Source organism: Ruegeria sp. ANG-R, assembly GCF_000813985.1.
Taxonomy (GTDB): Bacteria; Pseudomonadota; Alphaproteobacteria; order Rhodobacterales; family Rhodobacteraceae; genus Ruegeria.
This window is the reverse complement of the sequence record NZ_JWLJ01000014.1, coordinates 1-20,589: the sequence shown is the minus strand read 5'-3', so window position 1 is coordinate 20,589 and position 20,589 is coordinate 1. Positions and strand designations below refer to the sequence as shown.

Annotated in this window: 18 protein-coding genes; 8 read left to right on the top strand and 10 right to left on the bottom strand. The window is 56.3% G+C overall.

Annotation, left to right across the window (positions count from 1 at the left end; all coding sequences use genetic code 11):
• The first annotated feature begins 34 nt into the window (after positions 1–34).
• Together RA27_RS21570 and hisD are read left to right on the top strand one after the other, a co-directional pair.
• The gene (locus RA27_RS21570; RefSeq protein WP_039543861.1) at positions 35–730 is read left to right on the top strand and encodes an amino acid racemase; all 696 of its coding nucleotides are present in this window, start codon (positions 35–37) and stop codon (positions 728–730) included.
• Positions 731–738: 8 nt separating this feature from the next.
• Positions 739–2,013 (top strand): histidinol dehydrogenase, encoded by a 1,275-nt coding sequence (hisD, locus tag RA27_RS21565; protein WP_039543858.1) that lies wholly within the window; start codon positions 739–741, stop codon positions 2,011–2,013.
• A gap of 180 nt (positions 2,014–2,193) precedes the next feature.
• Here the strand turns inward: hisD and RA27_RS21560 are convergent, their stop codons facing one another.
• Positions 2,194–3,018: a GntR family transcriptional regulator gene (locus RA27_RS21560; protein ID WP_052265434.1), complete on the bottom strand. Its 825-nt coding sequence runs from the start codon at positions 3,016–3,018 to the stop codon at positions 2,194–2,196.
• Between the two features lie 144 nt (positions 3,019–3,162).
• Between RA27_RS21560 and RA27_RS21555 the strand changes: the two genes are divergently transcribed.
• Together RA27_RS21555 and RA27_RS21550 are read left to right on the top strand one after the other, a co-directional pair.
• A complete protein-coding gene (locus RA27_RS21555) occupies positions 3,163–3,909 on the top strand; it encodes an SDR family oxidoreductase (RefSeq protein WP_039543989.1) in 747 nt (248 codons plus the stop codon).
• Positions 3,910–3,922: 13 nt separating this feature from the next.
• On the top strand, positions 3,923–4,765 hold the full coding sequence (locus RA27_RS21550) for a fumarylacetoacetate hydrolase family protein (protein WP_039543987.1): 843 nt from the start codon (positions 3,923–3,925) through the stop codon (positions 4,763–4,765).
• A 957-nt stretch (positions 4,766–5,722) separates the two neighbouring features.
• Here the strand turns inward: RA27_RS21550 and RA27_RS21540 are convergent.
• The 6 genes from RA27_RS21540 to RA27_RS21515 all read right to left on the bottom strand — a co-directional run bounded on the left by RA27_RS21540 (position 5,723) and on the right by RA27_RS21515 (position 11,429).
• On the bottom strand, positions 5,723–6,055 hold the full coding sequence (locus RA27_RS21540) for an L-rhamnose mutarotase (protein WP_241484128.1): 333 nt from the start codon (positions 6,053–6,055) through the stop codon (positions 5,723–5,725).
• The gene (locus tag RA27_RS21535) at positions 6,052–7,164 is read right to left on the bottom strand and encodes a mandelate racemase/muconate lactonizing enzyme family protein (protein WP_039543853.1); all 1,113 of its coding nucleotides are present in this window, start codon (positions 7,162–7,164) and stop codon (positions 6,052–6,054) included. The genes RA27_RS21540 and RA27_RS21535 overlap by 4 nt, the downstream gene beginning before the upstream one ends.
• Before the next feature lies 1 nt (position 7,165).
• Positions 7,166–8,263, bottom strand: coding sequence for a sn-glycerol-3-phosphate ABC transporter ATP-binding protein UgpC (ugpC, locus tag RA27_RS21530; protein ID WP_039543851.1), 1,098 nt, complete (start codon positions 8,261–8,263; stop codon positions 7,166–7,168).
• Positions 8,264–8,266: 3 nt separating this feature from the next.
• A complete protein-coding gene (locus RA27_RS21525) occupies positions 8,267–9,130 on the bottom strand; it encodes a carbohydrate ABC transporter permease (RefSeq protein WP_039543849.1) in 864 nt (287 codons plus the stop codon).
• A gap of 4 nt (positions 9,131–9,134) precedes the next feature.
• Complete coding sequence (locus tag RA27_RS21520; protein WP_039543847.1) at positions 9,135–10,028, bottom strand: sugar ABC transporter permease; 894 nt, start codon at positions 10,026–10,028, stop codon at positions 9,135–9,137.
• Positions 10,029–10,109: 81 nt separating this feature from the next.
• The gene (locus RA27_RS21515) at positions 10,110–11,429 is read right to left on the bottom strand and encodes a sugar ABC transporter substrate-binding protein (RefSeq protein ID WP_052265433.1); all 1,320 of its coding nucleotides are present in this window, start codon (positions 11,427–11,429) and stop codon (positions 10,110–10,112) included.
• Positions 11,430–11,581: 152 nt separating this feature from the next.
• Here RA27_RS21515 and RA27_RS21510 point away from each other — a divergent pair, with 152 nt between their 5' ends.
• The 4 genes from RA27_RS21510 to RA27_RS21495 are packed head-to-tail and all read left to right on the top strand — an operon-like array spanning position 11,582 to position 15,759.
• Positions 11,582–12,391 (top strand): IclR family transcriptional regulator, encoded by an 810-nt coding sequence (locus RA27_RS21510; RefSeq protein WP_039543845.1) that lies wholly within the window; start codon positions 11,582–11,584, stop codon positions 12,389–12,391.
• Entirely contained in the window at positions 12,378–13,400 is a 1,023-nt protein-coding gene (locus RA27_RS21505; RefSeq protein WP_039543843.1) for an aldo/keto reductase, read from the top strand. Before RA27_RS21510 ends, RA27_RS21505 begins: the two co-directional genes overlap by 14 nt.
• Positions 13,401–13,403: 3 nt before the next feature.
• Positions 13,404–14,234, top strand: a complete 831-nt coding sequence (locus RA27_RS21500; RefSeq protein ID WP_039543841.1) for an amidohydrolase family protein — start codon at positions 13,404–13,406, stop codon at positions 14,232–14,234.
• Position 14,235: 1 nt separating this feature from the next.
• Positions 14,236–15,759, top strand: a complete 1,524-nt coding sequence (locus RA27_RS21495; RefSeq protein WP_039543836.1) for an altronate dehydratase family protein — start codon at positions 14,236–14,238, stop codon at positions 15,757–15,759.
• A 199-nt stretch (positions 15,760–15,958) separates the two neighbouring features.
• Here the strand turns inward: RA27_RS21495 and RA27_RS21490 are convergent, their stop codons facing one another.
• The 3 genes from RA27_RS21490 to RA27_RS21480 all read right to left on the bottom strand — a co-directional run.
• Positions 15,959–16,750 (bottom strand): class II glutamine amidotransferase, encoded by a 792-nt coding sequence (locus RA27_RS21490; RefSeq protein ID WP_039543834.1) that lies wholly within the window; start codon positions 16,748–16,750, stop codon positions 15,959–15,961.
• A gap of 105 nt (positions 16,751–16,855) precedes the next feature.
• Entirely contained in the window at positions 16,856–18,160 is a 1,305-nt protein-coding gene (locus tag RA27_RS21485) for an APC family permease (protein WP_039543831.1), read from the bottom strand.
• Between the two features lie 1,058 nt (positions 18,161–19,218).
• Positions 19,219–20,589 (bottom strand): calcium-binding protein (locus tag RA27_RS21480; protein ID WP_039543827.1); only part of this gene is annotated, 1,371 nt, incomplete at its 5' end.

The following is a 20,589-nucleotide window of genomic DNA, read 5'->3' as shown; positions in this document are numbered from 1 at the left end:
GGTCGGTGGTGATTACCAGCAATCGGGTCTTTGAATGAAACCGCGTGTTACAGGCATACTGGGCGGAATGGGCCCCGAGGCAACAATCCTGTTGCAGCAGCGCGTGCTGGCTACGGTACAAGCGACGGATGACGCCGATCACCTGCCGCTGTTGATCGACATGAACCCTCAGGTGCCTTCGCGCATCGCACATCTGATTGATGGAACCGGGGCCGATCCGGGGCCGGTCCTAGCCGACATGGCCCGCAAGCTTGAACAATCGGGGGCAAGCGCATTGGCGATGCCGTGCAACACCGCCCATCACTACGCCGTGCAGATTGAGCAGGCAGTGGCTATCCCCTTCCTGAACATGGTGAATCTGTCTGTCGAGAAAGCAGCCAATGACCTGCCTTCCAGCAGTCGCGTGGGTATCCTCTCTTCGCCAGCGCTGCGCAAGGTCGGCGTGTTCGACGCTCCGCTGAAGCGGGTCGGATTTGCCGCGCTGTGGCCAAAGAATGAAGACAAGATGCTCGGCGCTATCCGGCGGATCAAGGCGGATGGACCAACCGACGAAACGCTCGAGGTCTTGTCTTCCGCAGCCGAGGAACTCTCGAACCGGGGTGCGGAGCTTTTGTTTGTAGCCTGTTCCGAATTCTCCCTACTCACCCGCGATCTGCCCCAAACCGTCCCAATCATCGATACGGTTGATGTTCTGGCTGACGCCATCCACACCCACTCTCTGACGCGTTGAGGTTTCCCATGGCCGTCACCTATCTGAAAACTGCCCACCCCCGCCCCGAGGCTGAAAACTCGGATATCCGCGACATCGTGGCGATCATGCTCTCCAACATCGAACGCGAGGGCGAAGACGCTGTTCGGCGCTATGCCGAGCAACTCGACCGCTGGAGCGGAGATTTCGTGTTGTCCGATGAAGAGCGCAAAGCCGCTTGTGATCGTGTCCCCGAGCAAGTCAAGGACGACATCCGTTTCGCACATGCCAATATCCGCCGATTTGCCGAGGCGCAGATGTCAACGGTGCGCGACTGCGAGGTCGAGGTGATGCCGGGCCTGATCGCGGGCCAGAAGCAAATCCCGGTCTCAAGTGCAGGATGCTACGTTCCCGGTGGACGATACAGCCACATCGCCAGCGCATTGATGACGATAACAACGGCCAAAGTGGCTGGCGTTGCCCATATAACCGCAGTCTCTCCGCCGCGTCCTGGCTCCGGCATTCCCGATGCCATCGTGTATGCGATGGATCTCAGCGGTGCGGACCTGATCCTGAATCTGGGCGGTGTTCAGGGGATTGCTGCGATGGCCCATGGCCTGTTCGGAGCGCCCCCGGCGGACATTCTGGTCGGACCCGGCAATTCCTATGTGGCCGAAGCGAAGCGTATGCTGTTTGGCAAGGTCGGCATCGACATGTTTGCAGGGCCAACGGATTCCCTTGTCATCGCGGATCATACCGCATCGATCGAGACCGTCGCCTGGGATCTGGTCAGTCAGGCCGAGCACGGAACCGACAGCCCGGTCTGGCTGGTCAGCACCGACAAGGCGCTTGCACAGGGGGTTATCGCGCGTGCCGATGCCTTGATCGACAGCCTTCCTGAGCCGAACGCCAGCACAGCACGCACCGCATGGCGCGACCGGGCTGAAATCATTCTCTGCGACAGCCGTGAAGAGGCCGCAAAGGTTGCGGATGGCTACGCGCCCGAACATTTGCAGGTATTGGCTGCGGATCTGGATTGGTGGCTGGACCGGCTGTCGGCCTATGGATCACTGTTTCTGGGCGCCGAGACAACGGTGCCCTTCGGCGACAAGACGTCCGGGCCAAACCATGTTCTGCCCACCAGTGGCGCCGCGCGATACACCGGTGGGCTATCTGTGCACAAGTTCACCAAAACGGTGACCTGGCAGCGCTGCACGTCACAAGCCTCGCACGAGCTTGCTGAACGCACCGCAAGGATCAGCCGGATGGAAGGCATGGAAGGTCATGCGCGGGCAGCTGAGATGCGGCTACTTAAGGTTTGCTAGGCTCAGGCATCGTTGACATGGCTGAATTCCCCGCCCAGGCTGTTTCACATGCTGCGCAAGGCGCAACTTGTTTGGCGACTAGACGCGCGGTTGGCGAGGTTGAGACCACGTCCGCCCACACCCAGTTCCTAACGTGAATTGAGTTACGGAATCAGGGAAGTGAATTCTGCGGGTAGGCCGTCATTCGCATTTCAGAGAATCCAGATCAATATCGTAGACAAAGTATTCCGGGTGACGCTCAATAGTGTGCAAAGTATCAGTCTTGAGTTGATTGAGATGAGATTCCATACATTCGGCCGCCTCAACGGCATCGCCCCGCTCAATGGCATCTGCAATCCCTTCATGCTCGCTCACAACCTGCTGCATACGGTCAGCAACAGGTAAGACCATATGACGGAAGCGGTCCGTCGGGGTTTTGACCTGCAGAACAAGCTTCCAAAGCCCCGGATAACCGCTGATCGCCGCAATCTCGGCGTGAAAGGCGCTGTCGGTTTTGTCGAATTCTGCTTGAGAGCCTGAAGCCGCTGCCTCGCGACCTTCTTCGATTATTGCCCTCAGACGCAGGATTTTCGCCGGACTCGCCAGTTTAGCAGCCCGAGCGACCAGATCGCACTCGATCGCGCGGCGTGCGACCAACGCCTCGGGCAGAGCCGACAACGGAATTCGGGCCACAAATGTTCCTGATTTCGGAAGGACCTCAACCAGCATTTCCCTGGCCAATCGTAACACCGCCTCACGGACTGGCGTGCGCGAGGCGTCAAAGCGTGTCGCAATCTCGCGCTCCAGTATCGGAGTGCCGGGCTTAAGGACCAATTGTGTTATTTCGTGATGCAGCTGTTCATAAATCTGATCAGCCAATGTCTGCCTACCGCTCGGATCGAAATGCCCCAGACCTTTTGGCCCGGTATTCGCCGCACGCTTGCGCCTGGGGTTTTCGTCCGAAGGTGACATGATTGCCTTTAGTGACCTCTTGCCCTGAAACCCGGTCTCTGGTGATCCGGCCATGATCTCTCAACTTGATTATCTGGTATGCAAGATATACTAGTTATAAAATTCGACAACCCTGAACGGCCACTCACTCGACCGATGCGCCGGCTGACGCAACCGCTACGCCTCATTCAACAGACGGAAGATCACGAAAGGAACGATATGAGTTACGAACTGTCGCTCTCCGGTAAGACCGCTTTGATAACCGCTGCTGGCCAGGGCATAGGTCGCGCCAGTGCCGAAGCATTCGCACGCGCAGGTGCAAGAGTGTTTGCCAGTGATATTAATGACGCCGCATTGAAGGAATTGGACCAGATCAGCGGCATAACAGCGGTCAAACTAGATGCCACAGATGCTGCAAACATTGCCGCAGTCCTGAATGAGACCGGTCCGCTGGACGTACTTTTCAACTGTGCCGGGTTTGTACATGCGGGCAGTATTCTTGACTGTCCCGAAGAAGATTGGGATTTCGCTTTTTCACTGAATGCAAAGGCACAATACCGGCTCTGCAAAGCGGCGCTCCCGGCGATGCTGGCAAACGGCGGCGGGTCAATCATAAACATGTCGTCGGTTGCCTCTTCGATCAAAGGCGTCCCCAACCGGTTTGCCTATTGCGCATCCAAGGCGGCAGTCATTGGCCTGACCAAATCCATCGCTGCCGATTTTGTGGCGCAAGGCATCCGTTGCAACGCGATCTGCCCAGGTACTGTCGACAGCCCAAGTCTGCATGATCGGCTGCGCGCCACCGGAGACTATGAACAGGCAATGAAGGATTTCATCGCCCGGCAACCAATGGGACGTGTAGGCGACGCTGACGAAATCGCGGCGCTTGCGCTTTACCTTGCCTCTGATGCCAGCGGATTCACGACCGGGCAAACTCATATCATTGATGGCGGCTGGGCCAACTGAACAGGAGAACACCATGAAACTATTGCGGTACGGCCCGAAAGGTCAGGAAAAACCGGGCATCATCGATAATGAAGGCAAGGTCCGCGACCTCTCGGCGCATGTAAATGACATCGGCGGTGAAACGCTGGGCGATGCGGGTCTCGCAAAGATCGCCGCTCTGGATCTTTCGACCCTGCCCGAAGTTACGGTTGACCGCTATGGCCCCTGCGTCAGCGGTGTGGGCAAGTTCATCTGTATTGGGTTGAACTACTCCGACCACGCTGCCGAGAGCGGGCTGGCTGTACCGTCCGAGCCCGTGATCTTCGCCAAGGCCACCAGCGCGATTTGCGGGCCAAATGACGATATCGAGATTCCGCGCGGATCAACCGCCACCGATTGGGAAGTCGAACTGGGCGTCGTCATCGGCAAAGAGGCCAAATATATCGACGAAGCAGACGCATTTGATTACGTGGCCGGATATTGCGTGATCAACGACATTTCGGAACGGGATTTCCAGATCCGGCATGAAGGCCAGTGGACTAAAGGCAAATCCGCCGACACGTTCGGCCCGATCGGACCGTGGCTGGTTACACGGGACGAGGTGCCCAACCCGCAGTCGCTGGGCATGTATCTGGATGTCAACGGCCAACGCATGCAGGACGGAAACACCGATACCATGGTCTACGGAGTGGCACATATCGTGGCCTACCTGTCCAAATTCATGTCGCTGCAGCCAGGCGACGTGATCTCGACCGGAACCCCTCCTGGCGTCGGTATGGGTATGAAACCCGAGCCGGTATACCTCCGGGCCGGTGACAAGATGCAACTTGGAATTGATGGATTGGGTAAGCAGGTTCAAACCGTAGTTCAGGGCTGATCACCAAACGATCCGGACGCACGGCTGCGCCAGTATTGCATCATGCAGGGGAGGCGAACGGTGAGGTATAGGAATCCGCTTCTCAACATGTTCGATGCCATCCATGCCTCTGCGGACCCGATGCAGGCTGTCTCACAGAATTTACCTCCGTGACCGGACGGGCAGTTCATCGTCGCCGGCGTGGGCAAGGCATCAGCCCGCGCGGCCCACGCTGTCGAGACCGAATGGAGCCCTTGCGAAGGTATCATGATCGTTCCCCGTGGCCAGCAACGCACTGTGAACGCATTCATCCTGGGCCGGACTCTGTTGGAGCACAAGCGGCGCCCCATATCCCCTCAATAGTCTCGTCGGTGGATGGAGGCGATTTTTCTCTGCTCGACATCAGAAGGGGTTCAACGCAGTTATCGGTTCCCGCCCCGAACCTGACACTCGCCAACAAGCAGGCACTCAACCAGGCGCTTCCGGCCAGCAGAGTCGGAGATCTATGAAATAAACACCGCGCGCAAACATGCGTCTGGTTTCAGGATAAAAACTAGCACGCGCCGCAACCCCTGTGCAGGGTCTGTCACTGGTGATCTCGGACGGGACGGCGATGATCCAGCCGATAGTACACCCGACGCCATTTTTGACCGACCCCTCCAGCGCCGCACAGACCCTCGCCATCATTGAGCGATTTGATATGGACCTGCCCGACCTACACCAATGTCCGTGACCTGAGGATCATTCTTGTAGAGACCGCCGACAAGACATGAGTTGTAATATGATCGCGACAGCCGGGGCCGATGCGCTGGCGTGCGCCAAGGTACTGATAGCCGCTGGCCCGATCACTCAGGGCAGCGGAAAACCTCTCGTCAACACAGGGCCCGCTGACCACATGCGCCGAGACCGAATGGCGGAATGCGATGAAAAGGGTTTATCGCTTCAATTGGCTCGCAAAGGACAACCATAGCGCCTGCGTTATTCCATTAGAAAGACCTGCTCCATCATCGACCACTGTTCACCCGTGCTCCGGGTTGCCAGCGGCTCCTGACAAGGATCGGTCAGTGCCCACCACTCCTGCGTTTTCGGATCTTTCGCCATTTCAGCCATATCACGCTTGAAATCCGTGCCGTGATATTCCCAGTACCCAAACAGAATGTTTTCCGGTTCGCGAAGGAAAATCGAGTAGTTGCGGATATTGCTGCGTCTGATCTGCGCCAGAACATCCGGCCAGGCGTCCGCGTGTAAGCATTTGTATTCCTGTATTTTTTCTGGGCGAATACCGATTATCATACCCATACGCTGCATCATGCGGCCTCCCGAATATCATGCTGGACAACTACCATTCTTGCAATCGCATCCAGGTCCCAGTCGATGCCGAGGCCCGGGTCATTCGACGGCACGCCCTTGCCATCCACAACCTGCATACCGCTGCGCGTTACGCTTTCCAGCTGTGGGATATATTCCAGCCATTTCGCATTCGGCACTGCGCAGATCAGCGGCAGGTGAAGCTCCATCAGGAAATGCGGGCAAACGGCAACGTTGAAACACTCGGCCATATGGGCGACCTTGAGCCATGGTGTGATCCCACCCACACGCGCCACATCCACCTGAACGATCGAAGCGGCGCCCAGTTGCAGGTAATCTTTGAACTGGCTAGGCGAGTACATGCTTTCACCGACCGCGATCGGCACCCCGGAATGGTGGGACAGCTCCACATGCGCCCCGATATCGTCGGCCGGCATCGGCTCTTCAAACCATGCGATATCCAACTCGTCCAACATCCCGGCAGCACGGATCGCCTGCGACAGGTCATAGCTCTGATTGGCGTCGGTCATGATCTCGTACTCATCACCCACGGCGTCACGCACTGCGGCAAGCCGCCGCCGGTCCAGAGCGATGTGTTCAGACCCGATCTTGATCTTGGACCCTTTGAAACCCTGCTCTTTGGCCTCAAGCGCGTTCTCAACCAGTTGCTCCTCCGAGAAATACATCCAGCCGCCCTCGGTCGTGTAGAGGCGAATGCTATCGCGCACACCGCCCGCAGCCTTCCAAAGTGGCTGGTTGTTCTTGCGGCAATTCAAATCCCAGAGCGCGGTATCAATCGCCGCCAGCGCCAGAGAGGTGATTGCGCCCACAGCTGTTGCATGGGTCAGAAAAAGCAGATCGCGCCAAATCTGTTCATAGCGTGACGGATCTTTGCCGATCAGGGCCGGGGCCAGCGTCCTTTCCAGCAGCGACACAACCGCCGGACCGCCAGTGCCGATCGTGTAGGTATAGCCGGTGCCCACCGCGCCGTCGCTGTCGTGCACAATGACTATGGGCGTTTCCTGACTGACAAAACTCTGGATGGCATCAGTGCGAGTGATCTTGGGAACCAAATCGATCATCTTTATTTCCACGCGGGTGATTGTCGCCATATCAATTACTCCGGATTGCGTTGGTGGAGTCGGCGTCAAAAACATGCGCCTTGCCCAGCGTCAGGCGAAACGTCATCCGTTCACCGGGAGAAACCGGGCGGGGGTTCAGCATCTTACCCTGCACCTCGATTCCGGCCAGTTCGGCGAACAGCAACGTCTCTGTTCCCAGCGGCTCGGACAGGCTGACCGCCAGATCTAACTCAGCCGCCTCCCCGTCCTCAAAGACCCCATGCCCAACCGGGCTGAGATTGTCGGCACGGAACCCCAGCTGCACTTTCTGGCCGACGCTGACACCCGCTCGGGCGGCTGACGGGACAGGGATTTCTTGACCATCCGTCAAGCGGATCATGCCCGCATTGGTCACTTCACCATCTACCAGATTCATCGGCGGTGAGCCGATGAAGGTCGCGACAAAGGTATTGACCGGCGCGTTAAACAGCTCCAACGGCGTGCCGACCTGAACGATGTGTCCGTCGCGCATCAGAACGATACGGTCGGCGAGTGTCATAGCCTCGACCTGATCATGGGTGACGTAGATGATCGTATTTCCAACCTTCTGGTGCAGCTTCTTGATCTCGACCCGCATCTGGGTACGCAGCTTGGCATCTAGGTTGGACAAAGGTTCGTCAAACAGGAAGACATCCGGGTGGCGGACGATGGCACGGCCCATCGCCACGCGTTGGCGCTGTCCTCCTGACAGCGCCGCCGGTTTCCGATCCATCAGATCTTCAAGCCCCAGAATGACGGCGGCCTCGCGCACCGCCTGGTCGATCTCGGCCTGCGGACGCTTGGCGATCTTCAGGGAGAACCCCAGATTTTCGCGTACGTCCATATGCGGGTATAACGCATAGTTCTGGAACACCATCGAGATATTGCGTTCACGCGGTGGCAGGTCGTTCACCACCCGACCGCCGATGGCCACCTCGCCGTCGGTGATATCTTCGAGCCCGGCAATCATGCGCAATGTCGTGGACTTGCCGCAGCCCGAGGGCCCGACAAGCACCACAAATTCACCATCGGCGATATCCAGGCTGATGCCATGCACCGCCTGCTGCGCGCCATAGCGTTTTACCACGTTGTTCAGAGTAACTTCGGTCATGATCTATCCTTTGACGCCGCCGAAGGTCAGGCCGGCAATCAGGTGTTTCTGTACGATGAAAGTCAGGATCAACGCTGGCAGGATCATCAGAACCGCTAACGCGCACATTCCGCCCCAATTGATCGTGAACTCTGCCGTAAAATCGAGCAGCCCCACAGGCATGGTTTTGGAGCCGACAGAACGCGTCAGCTGGGATGCCAGCGCAAATTCGTTCCACGAGGTCAAAAATGCAAAAATCGCCGCCGACGCGATACCGGATCGTGCCACCGGGAATTCGACACGCCAGAATGCCTGCCAGCGGGTACAGCCATCAATTTCCGCCGCCTCGTGCAGCTCTTTTGGAATTTGCCGGAAGAAACCATCTGTCAGCCAGATGGTAAAGGGCACATTCATCGCGACATAGGCAAGGATCAATCCGAAATGAGTGTCTATGATGCCCAACCGGGCAAAGACGATAAACAACGGCAGTGATAGCGCCACCCCAGGTACGGCCCGAAACAGCATCAAACCGACGAAGTAACCGGATTTCCCTTTGAAGCGATATCGCGCAAACGCATAACCGCCTGACATTCCAATGAGGATAGCAACAAAGGTTGAGACGACCGATACAACGATCGAATTCCAGAGATAGGAAAAGACCGGAACGCCCCCTTCGCCTGCGCCGCCAAACATTGCGCGATAGTGATCCAGCGTAAAACTTGGGTTCCACACAGGTGGCTTTGCCATGATTTCCACGGTTGGCCGGAACGAATTCAGGACAATCCACAAACCCGGAATGCAGATCACAGCCATCACAAGAAATAGCCCCAGGAAATGCAGTACCTTCAGCAGGCGACGACGGTTACGGTGGGTCTTGTTACGGTCCATCGTACTATCCTGTCATGCCAAGCTGCGCTCGCGCAGCACTTAGCTTTTTGAAAAAATACACGGTGAATGCGATCGACAGCAGGATCGAGACGTATCCCATCGCATTGGCGAGGCCCATCTTGGCATCCACATATCCAGTGCGCGCCATCAAGGTCCAAATCAACTCGGTTCGGCGCGCTGGCCCGCCTCCGGTCATGATTTGAACGATGTCATAGGCTCTGGCCACATCCAGTGAACGGATGGTCATGGCGATAAATATGAACGGCATCAGGAACGGCAACGTGATGTGGCGAAAACTCTGCCAAGGGGTGCAGCCATCGACCTTTGCAGCCTCGAGCGGGTCGCGTGGCATCGCAAACAACCCGGCGAGAATGAGAATGGCAAAAACCGAAGTGCTCATCCAGATTTCGGCAAACAGGATCGAAAACAACGCCAGTTTGCCGTCAACGAGCCATGGTAAGGCCGCGTCGGAAAGACCTGTTGATTGCAAAACATTGTTCACCAGCCCGACATTGTCGTTGAAGATGAACTTGAACTGGAACCCGACCAGAATGGGTGAAAACATCATCGGGAACATCAGGATCGTGCGCAATGTACGCTGACCCCAGGTGACTTTGTTGACCAGCAACGCAATGCCCAAACCCAGAAGCATCTCTAGATTCAGCGCTATGGTCAAAACCAGTACGGTACGTCCGAATGCCGCCCAGAACTTCCAGTCTTCGAGAATGCGCTCATAGTTCCGGAACCCGATCCACTTCCATAACGTTGAGGGCCGGGTCAGCTTATAGGGCGTGAAGCTGGAATAGAGCGAAAAGATCAGCGGTATCAGAACCACAGCCGCAATTATGATTATTGCAGGCAACAGCAACAGAAACCACTCGGGCAGACGGCGGCGCATAGAATTTCCTCGTGCGATACTGGTCTGAAATTTTGCCCCGGGCAGGTCGGTCAAACCCACCCGGGACGGGGAGTGGTAGTGTTAATAATGCCCGGCGTCCTGCATCATCTCGTCGACCTCGGCAGCGGCATCGTTCAAGGCATCCTCGACGCTTTTGTCACCGACAATGGCAGCCTGAAGCTCGGGAAATACGATATTTGTGCTTTCCACCCATTCCGCAATCGGCGGCACGGCAAACGCGTATTTTGCCCCTTCAGCAAAGGCGGCCAAAGCTTCGGCACGAAACGCATCGTCACCTGAATTTGCTGCGGCCAGATTTGCCTCCCATACCGCGCTGCGTGTTGGCAGCGACCCGCCGGCGCTTTCGGCCAACTGACTTTCTTCACTGGTCAGAAAACGCACAAGCGACGCAGCAGCCTCTTTGTTTTCGCAATCGGAGGTGACGGAAAAGCCATGGTGCCCTGACCAACCCGTGCGTGTGACACTGCCCATCGGCTGAACGGCAACACCCACGTTGCCTGCTGCCTTGGATGATTCAGGATCATTGAAAAAGCCTGCCCAACCCGGCCAGTCCAGATTCAGCGCAACCGTTCCGGAAGCGAACCCCTGACCAAGATCATCCCAGACGTAGCTGGTCGTACCTGCCGGAACGGCCTGCGCTTCGTATAGATCAACGAACCATTGGAGAGCTCGTTGGCCGGCGTCCGAATTAAAAGCAGGGCGCAGATCATCAGCCAGATATTGCCCGCCCTCGGCGACCAACAACTCATAAAACCGACCGACAATCGCCTCATCCTTGCCAGCATATTGCGTGCCATAGAAATTTGGTGGATCCGCAAAGAAGATCGCCTGATCCTTCACCTGATCCCATGTCTCGGGTACGGCCAGCGGATAGCCATACTCAGCTTCAAAGGCTTTCGCCTTTTCTTCGTCTTCGTAGTTTGACTTGAGGTAATAAAGAACCGACACGTCAAACTGCGCCCGAGGCAACATCAACAACTCGCCGTTAACGGTCGACGCCTTGATATTGCCGGGGACGAACTCGGCAATCTCATCCGCTGGCACGAGTTCGTTGAGATCGACGTAAAGCCCTTCATACTGCGGCGCAAAGGACGAGTGGTTTGAACCAACACACCAAGACGTGGTTCCTGCCGCCATATCAGATTTGATTTCCTTATCGATCTCAAAGTGGCTTTTCTTCGATATGATATTAACCTTGCCGCCGGTCGCAGCTTCCCAGTCAGCGATGCGCCCATAAAGACCCTCGTATTGCTGACCGCCAATCAACTTGGCGTCGATCGTGACCCCGGGAAAGCTGCCGTAATCCGCCGCCGACACCGATTCGACCGAAGAAACAAGCGCGGTACACGCAACCAACGCCCTGAAAATACTGTATTTCATAACTTCTCCTCCCTTGACGGGGTCATTTTTTCGACGCCCGACGCTCCTCGCGTATTTATTTGTAAATCATTTATTCGAGTTTAAATCAATCCTTGACTGGCCCTGCCGGGGGCCGATAAAACTCGGATCAGCCGAATGGACAGGACACCGCCATGCCCACTGACCCCGAAACCAAGTATCGCGCGCCAGCGTTGGAAAAGGGGCTCGATATCATTGAACTTTTGTCTGACAGCCATGATGAGATGTCACAGAGTGAAATCGCGCGAGCGCTCGACCGCTCACAAAGCGAAATCTACCGGATGCTGTCGACGCTTGTGCGGCGCGGCTATGTATCGCGCACCAGCGGTGATCGGTACTCGCTGAGCCTCAAGCTGTTTTCGACCGCGCAACGTTACTCACCGATCAACCGCCTGTTGGAAGTTGCAACTCCCAAGATGCGGCGGGCCTCACGCAAGGTCTGGCAGTCGTGCCATTTGGGAATGGAGGCCGGGGGCTCGATTGTTATTGTCTCGTCCGTGGAAAGCCCCGGGAATTGGGGGCTGGCCATCCGCACGGGCTCGGTTATCGGGCTGTGCAACACTGGCACGGGCCGTGTACTTGCGGCCTTTCGCAGCGAAGAAGAACTGCAACAGCTGATCACCACTCATACGCCAGCCGTCGGCGAACCCGAATTTGACGAGCCAGTGTTTCGCGCAGAACTTCAGAAAATTCGGGAACTTGGGTATTATAAGGCGAAGTCGGAAACCACACTTGGCGTCACCAACCTGAGTTTTCCTATCTTCCATCCCTCCGGTGAAATTGTCGCTGTGCTCAGCTGCCCATTTCTTGAACGCGTGGACGCCATGCGCACCGCAAATCTGGAAGAGACCGAGCAGGCCTATCGCCAACTCGCCGACGACCTGACGGCCTATTTCCGCGGTGGGTCTCTTGACGATGAGGACATCGCCCATGACCGTCGGTAGCTTTCCAGCACGGCCCCTGGCGAGTGGCGCCCTATCGCTGCCCATTCTTGGTTTCGGCGGCGCGCCTTTGGGGGGTCTGCTACAGGCAAACGATGCCTCAGAGACCGAGGCCATGCTGCAGCAGACGCTCGAGGTCGGGTACCGTTTCTACGACACTGCCCCATTCTATGGCTTTGGCCGTTCGGAACGCATGACCGGAAATCTGCTGCGCGGGCAGGACTATATTCTTTCAACCAAGGTCGGGCGTCTGTTGCGCCCGGGCCTGCCCGACGATCCGGCAGCAATGGGATGGCCCGATCCGTTGCCGTTTCATCCGGTCTACGACTACTCATATGACGGTATCATGCGCTCGTACGAGGACAGTCGGCATCGACTGGGCCTCGACCGTATCGACATTCTTCTGGTTCATGACATCGGGGAAATGACGCATGGTGTTAAAAACAGCCTTCACTTCAACGCTCTGAGCGCAAGTGGCTATCGGGCGCTGGAAGAACTGCGCAGGACAGGTGATGTGAAGGCGATCGGCCTCGGTGTGAACGAAGTCGAAATCTGCCGTGAGGCACTGAAAATCGGCGACTGGGATCTGTTCCTGTTGGCAGGTCGCTATACGCTGTTGGAGCAGGCGCCGCTGGACGATCTGTTTCCGGAATGCGCGGCTGCCGGGACTTCGATCATCATCGGCGGCCCCTACAATTCGGGAATTCTGGTCGGCGGCGACACTTGGAATTATGACACTGCCCCGGCAGATATCGTCGCGCGCGTCCGCGCCCTGTCCGACTGCGCCGCAAAACACGACGTCCCCCTGCCCGCCGCCGCGCTGCAGTTCCCTCTGGCCCACCCACAGGTGATTTCCGTTATTCCGGGGCTGCGCAACCGATCCGAGCTGCTACAGACCCTTGAATGGGCCGCGACGGATATCCCCAAGGAATTTTGGCAGGCGCTGCAGGCTGAGGGTCTGATGCATCCACAGGCCCCGTTGCCGGACATCAACCCGTATCAGAAGGTTTGAACCATGCGTATTGACGCTCATCAGCATTTCTGGGCTCTCGCCCGAGGCGACTATAGCTGGCTAACGCCTGAATTAACTGAAATATACCGGGATTTCCTGCCCGAAGACCTGATCCCGTTATTGCATCAAACCGATATCGACGGCACCGTATTGGTACAGGCCGCGCCCAGCGTGGCAGAGACCGAGTTCATGCTGACGCTAGCCAATCAGCACGGTTTCATTAAAGGTGTGGTCGGTTGGGTCGACTTTGAACACCCAGAGGCAGTGGCGGACATTGATCGCTATAGGAAACATCCTGCCTTTGTTGGGCTGCGTCCGCTGATTCAGGACATTGCCGATCCCGATTGGATGCTGGGCGCCAACCTGAGGCCGGTGTTTGAAGCGCTGATCACACGCGACCTGACATTCGACGCCCTGACCCTGCCACAGCATCTGAAGAATCTGCACAGCTTGCTGTCGCGTTATCCTGAGATGCGAGTGGTCATTGATCACGGCTCGAAACCGGCGATCCGTGACGGTTCGATCGATGAATGGGCTACCGACATGGCGGCGTTGGCGCGCACCACGACGGCATTTTGCAAGCTCTCCGGTCTGGTGACCGAAGCCAACCCGGACTGGTCGGCAGAGACTCTGCGCCCTTATGTCGACCATTTGCTGGAGACCTTTGGACCAAACCGTTTGCTTTGGGGCAGCGATTGGCCGGTATGTACCTTGGCCAGTAGCTATCAGCGTTGGGTCGACGTAACTGAGGAACTACTGGCAGAGCTGAATAGCCGACAACGAGCGGCGGTCCTCGGGGGCAACGCGGCCCGCGCCTACAAGCTGCGAGACTGATATGGCCCAAACTCCTCAGACCATCAGACTGAACGACAGCGACAATGTGGTAGTCGCGTTAACTGATCTGGAAAGCGGTGTAAGCCCGGACGATACCGGAGTAACTCTGACCACAGCAGTTGCGCGCGGCCACAAGATTGCCAGCCGCGCCATTGCCAAGGGCGACAACGTATTGCGATATGGACAGATTATCGGACAGGCGACCCGCGATATCGCGCCCGGTGATCACGTGCATTCACATAATCTGGGCATGGGCGCGCATCAGCAGGATTATGGATTCGCCAGCAAGTCCCATCCTCTGCCCCCAATCGACGAGGGCAAGACCTTTCAGGGGTACCACCGGATGGATGGCCGCGTTGGGACGCGTAACTACATCGGCATACTGACGTCGGTGAATTGCTCGGGCTCAGTGGCTCGTTTCATTGCCGAGGCTGCAAACAAATCGGGATTGCTCGATGCCTACCCCAATATCGACGGGGTCGTCCCTGTCGTACATGGCACCGGTTGCGGCATGTCCAGTAAGGACGAGGGTTACGCCGCCCTCCACCGTACCTTGTCTGGCTATGCCCAACACCCGAATTTCGGGGGCATTCTTCTGGTCGGGCTGGGATGTGAAGTTATGCAGCTAGCAGATCTGGTTGGTGGCCGCCCGATCCGGGCGGATGGTGCTCTACGCTATATGACCATCCAGCACGAGGGAGGCACGCGCAAGACCATAGAAAAAGGTCTGACCGAGCTTGAAGGCATCGCCGCGTTGGCCAATCAGGCGACACGCCAAATCGCGCCCGTCAGCGCCCTGACGGTTGGGATGCAATGCGGTGGCTCGGACGGGTATTCAGGCATCACCGCGAATCCGGCTCTCGGGCATGCCTCGGATCTGCTGGTACGCCAGGGCGGCACGACCATTCTGTCAGAGACCTCGGAAATCTATGGGGCCGAGCACTTGCTGACCCATCGCGCAGAAACCGCCGAGATCGGCAAGCGCCTTATCGACCGGATCAGATGGTGGGAGGACTACACCGCCCGAAATGGTGGCGAGATGGACAACAACCCCAGCCCAGGCAACAAAAGGGGCGGGTTGACCACGATCCTCGAGAAATCACTGGGCGCGGTTGCAAAAAGCGGAACCGCCCCGTTGCGGGAAGTTTACTTGTATGGCGAGAAGATTTCCAAGGCCGGTTTCGTGTTTATGGACAGTCCGGGCTATGATCCATGCTCGGTCACCGGGCAGGTCGCTTCGGGCGCGAACCTTATCGTTTTCACCACTGGACGTGGATCGGTATCGGGTTACCAGCCAACCCCTTGCATAAAAATCGCGACCAACTCCGAAATGTACGTTCGTCTGTCCGAGGATATGGACCTGAATTGCGGTGACATCATCACCGACGGTGTTTCGATTCAGGAAAAGGGCGAAGAACTTCTGGACCTGATGATCCATGTCGCCTCGGGCACCCCGACCAAAAGCGAAAGCTTAGGCTTTGGCGGGGTAGAGTTCGTCCCCTGGCAGATCGGCGCCGTGATGTAGGGTAACCGGTTACTGTCGATTCCGTTCGTGAAGGGAAGAGCTAACACCCTCCTCTGAGTGTTTCGGCCCGACGGACTGTTTTTAGCTTCTCCACTCAAGCAGGCGAAACTACGCATCTCGGCATGGATGCGACAAAATAGGAGTTCGCATCCTGTCGCGATCCGCCGCACGCTACGTATCTGGCTGTGCAGGTCGGTCCTCAAGAATGCCGGGATTCTTGTGATGGGCGAAACGCCTCAACTTCCATGTTTTGCCCATCGAAGGTGCAGAAACTGTTGGCCGGGATCTCTTCCCATCCGGATTTGAGGTTCAATGGTTCGGACACAACGGACCTGCCCTTCGTATCCTCAGACCAGCGATGATACACGGTGGGCACCACATCGTCCGAGGAATACCGGGCCACATACAGTCGGTGCCCGCAAGAGAACGCAACACTCATATGCAGATGCGGCGCGGACCCATGGGCTCGACTCATCGCCTCTAATTGCCCGGCCGCTCGTTCAAGCGCGGTTTTGGGATCGTCGGCAAGGCCTTCGTGCAGGGCAATCAAGAACATCGCCTCGCTATCTGTTGTCCCTTCGCGATGGTGGTACAGGTCATCGGGGATCAGCGCATTCGCGTGGCGGCGAAAATCGGAAAATCCGCCAACTTCGCCGTTATGAACGAAACTCCAATTGTCAGCGGTGAACGGATGGCAGTTCTCACGGCTGGTCGGCGCGCCGCTTGACGCGCGTATATGGCCCAGAAACAGCCCTGAAGAGACATGTTCCGCGACCGATTTCAGATTGCGGTCTGACCAGGCGGGCAGGATGTCACGAAACACACCCGGGGTTGGGCGAGCACCGTACCACGCCAAACCGACACCATCTGCATTTGTGGGCGTCACACTTTGGGTCGCGTGCAGACTCTGGTCTATGAGTGAATGCTCCGGGTGCGAGATAACCTCACTCAAATGAACCGGTTCTCCGATGTAAGCAGCCCAACGACACATTCATAATTCTCCCTGATTTCGTCAGAGGCGCCGACTGGCCTCCGCTTCTGCCCGCGGCGATCACGAACGAGATGGATAGCGCGGCGAGAAGTGTTTGGCACCATCCTAATTGTTTCGAAGGCGAACTTCTCTTTTCGCGATGTTTCTATAAGCAATTTCAATCACAAAAGCTGACACAATCATACCCGCGAGAATCCACAGATGCGGACGGGTTGCCTCGTTTTGACCAACCTGCCAGCAGAGGGCAAAGAATGCGATAGCGCAGGCGATTACGCCCGCCATCGAAATCCAGGCACGGCTTTCGGTTTCCTTGGCCAGCCGCACATTCGCGTAGTTCACGGCCAGAAAGATCAGCAAAAAGCCCGCGCTGCCCATTGTCGCAATGGCGTTCAGGGGCAGAAAATTGACGATCACCAATGCAATGGCGGCGAACAGGAACATCCCCTCCAACGGTTGGCCGCGCAGATCCCGTTCCAACTCGCGCGGCAATTCACCGGATTTTGCGATCGTGTATGTCAGGCGCCCCGCGCCATAGAAAGTCGCGTTGATTGCAGAGGATGTAGCCAACAGGGCAGCAACGGTAACGATATGCCCCCAAGGGCCCATGAAACTGCGCGCGGCATAAGAAAGAGAATAGTCAGAATGGGATTCAATCCGCGGAAAGGAAAGATGCCCAAGAACCACAAACGTGATCAACACATACAGAACGATGGCGATCAGCACGCCGCCAATATAGGCAATTGGGAGCGCCCGTTTCGGGTTCTTGATATCTTTGCTGGCGTTCGCGATTAACTCGAAACCTTCGTAGTTCAGGAAAATTACCATAGCTCCGGCGACCAGCTCGAAAGGTGGTACATATTCCGAAGCGCTCATCCTGCTCCAATCCATCGGCATCGCAAGACCGATGGCGATGAAGATAAGCAAAAGAACCATTTTGCTGGCGTTAAATGCATTCTCGGACCGGATCACCAACGCAGCACCGAAAATATTGACGACAACAAGCGCAACTAGCAGGCCACTGGCCAGCAGCCTTGTATAAAAGCCCGTGTCGAATTCGATGAAAATGGAACTTGCGTAGCTGCCAAACGCATAGGCGTAAACGGCAAGCAAAACCATGTAGCTCATGGACAGAAGAATATTCAATGCACCGGAAAACACTCCGACGCCATATCCCTGGATCAGGAATTCGACGGTACCGCCTTCGCTGGGATAACGCAGAGTCATTCGCAGGTAGGAATAGCTTGTCAGAAGGGCAACAATCCCGGCGATGACAAACGCCATTGGCGCACCACCTTTGGTCAAGTGAATCGTCAGGCCCGTGACAGCAAAAATCCCGCCACCAACCATCCCCCCGATACCGATCGACAGAGCCGAAAACGTGCCGATCTTACCTTCCGTGGTGTCAGCCATGGTGTCCCTTTTTCATTTCCGCGCATAGCGGAGTGCGTTTCCGCGGCATTGCGCATTCGAGGCGGCCACCCAGAACCTGTGCAACGCCTGCAGACTTGTTGCGGCCATCATTGGTAGCAGTAGCAATGAATAGGGATGTGCCGCAATCTCAGACCTCAAGTTAATGAAATTTCCTGTTCAGTACTTAATAGCTCGCAGAAGAAGAACGAGCAGGCCTCTATATGATTTCGTTATAAGAAGCGCACCTCCTGTAGAAAGTGGTCCTGCACGCTGTTTAACCTTAACTTAAGTAGATGATGGTGCCCTAACCCGATTTAATACAGATCATAGCTGAACGCGTGATGCGAGCTGGAAACACGAGGCTCAACAGGCGGGATTCGAGATACACGCCGGTAGCCGCGGCAAGGGCAGTACCAACGCAGCGGATTCGAGACACAAACACACGAGGAATTACACACGCATCTTAGCAAAACAACCCGGGCTGAAATCTTGCTTCACGCCGGCCAAAAAACTATCCAACCGCATTCGTGAAAGCACTCAAATACGATTGCGCCCGCGTCAACCCGCTGCCCGACGCCAAAACCGCGTTGTTATTGATAGGAGATTCGATCAAAAATTATAACGGCAGCCATTCACGCAGCGGCCTGAAATGCGGACCTTAACACGGCTTGTCCCAATCCGTCAGGGCCGACCACAAGTTTTTTAGACACGAGGATTCTCAGCCACCAAACACCCAGATTTGTCAATCTTGCTGTTAGAGTCACGATATCGAAAGCCGCACCGAACTCCCCTGATAAGTTCTTTCAGCTACCGGCGTGGAATCGAGTATCGCCGTGCTAGGATGGCCCTTAAAATCCTTAACGTATCTATGCTCTACCCATTCAAAAAACGCTGATCTATCAGCTCAACCTTGGCACAGGCTCAGGAGTACTCGACACTACCGCAGTCTTTGCATTCAATGCATAGGTTGCGCTCATTAGAACCGACTCTGGTCACTCCAATGTTGGCAACGCAGCCACGCGTGATCTGCAAAGACCGCGCGTGGCTGATGCAAACTGTTAGATACTCCAGGCGTCAAGGTCCTGATAGATCAGGTCTGTCTCATCCCCGAATATCGAGTCCGCTTGGGCAATCACGTCATCTCGACTGATCCCCTCCAACCGGATGGATGTGTCACCATCGAAGATAACAGCCGTGCCGCCATCACTCTGCAGGATGAGATCATCAATATCCTTGAAATCACCAGAACCACTGCTGATTACCAGTTTATCAAGGCCAATTTCGAAATCGACGATCGTATCGGCGCCATCGGAACCGTTACCCGAGAACGTGAAAACATCCCCATCGGCACCACCTTTCAGGCGATCGTCACCGGTGCCACCATCAATTTGGTCGCGTCCAGTCCCACCATAGATCTTGTCTCCATGCTGCCCGCCGAGCAGCCAGTCGTTACCACTGTCACCTTTAAGCGTGTCACGACCTTCACCGCCAGCAGCATAGTCATGACCATTCTTGGTCACGATGATGTCGGCATTGGCACTGCCATAGACGATATCATCGTTCAAAGTGCTGAAGGTAAGTCCACCTTGCGCATAAATCGCATCAGGAACGTTGACCGGTCCTGCCGGTGCCTCGTCAACAACCGGTTCGTCAGGTGTCTCATCAACAACTGGCTCGTCAGGTGTTTCATCAACAACCGGCTCGTCGGGTGTCTCGTCAACAACCGGCTCGTCGGGTGTCTCGTCAACAATCGGATCAGCGGGGGTTTGACCGGCACCATCTGATACATCAGCGATATTCCAAGCATCGCCATCCCGATAAATCAGATCAGCACCATCTCCAAAGATCGATTCTGCGTGGGCGATCACATCGTCACTACTAATGCCTTCCAGCCGGATCGTTGTGCCGCCATCAGAGATAACAGCCGTGCCGCCATCATTTCTCAGTTCGATATCATCGATATCCTTGAAGCCATCTGCGCCATTGCTGATTACCAGTTTATCAAGGCCAATTTCGAAATCGACGATCGTATCGGCACCATCGGAACCGTTGCCCGAGAACGTGAAAACATCACCGTCGGCACCACCTTTCAGGCGATCGTCACCAGTGCCACCATCAATCTGGTCGCGTCCAGCCCCACCATAGATCTTGTCTCCATGCTGCCCGCTGAGAAGCCAGTCGTTACCTCTGCCGCCCTTAAGCGTATCGCGACCTTCACCGCCAGAAACATAATCATTGCCAGCTTTGGTCACGATGATGTCTGCGTCTGCACTGCCATAGACAACGTCGTCGCTCTTGGTGCTGAAGGTAAGTCCACCTTGCGCATAAATCGCATCAGGAACGTTGACCGGTCCTGCCGGTGTCTCGTCAACAACTGGATCGTCAGGTGTCTCATCAACAACCGGCTCGTCAGGTGTCTCGTCAACAAC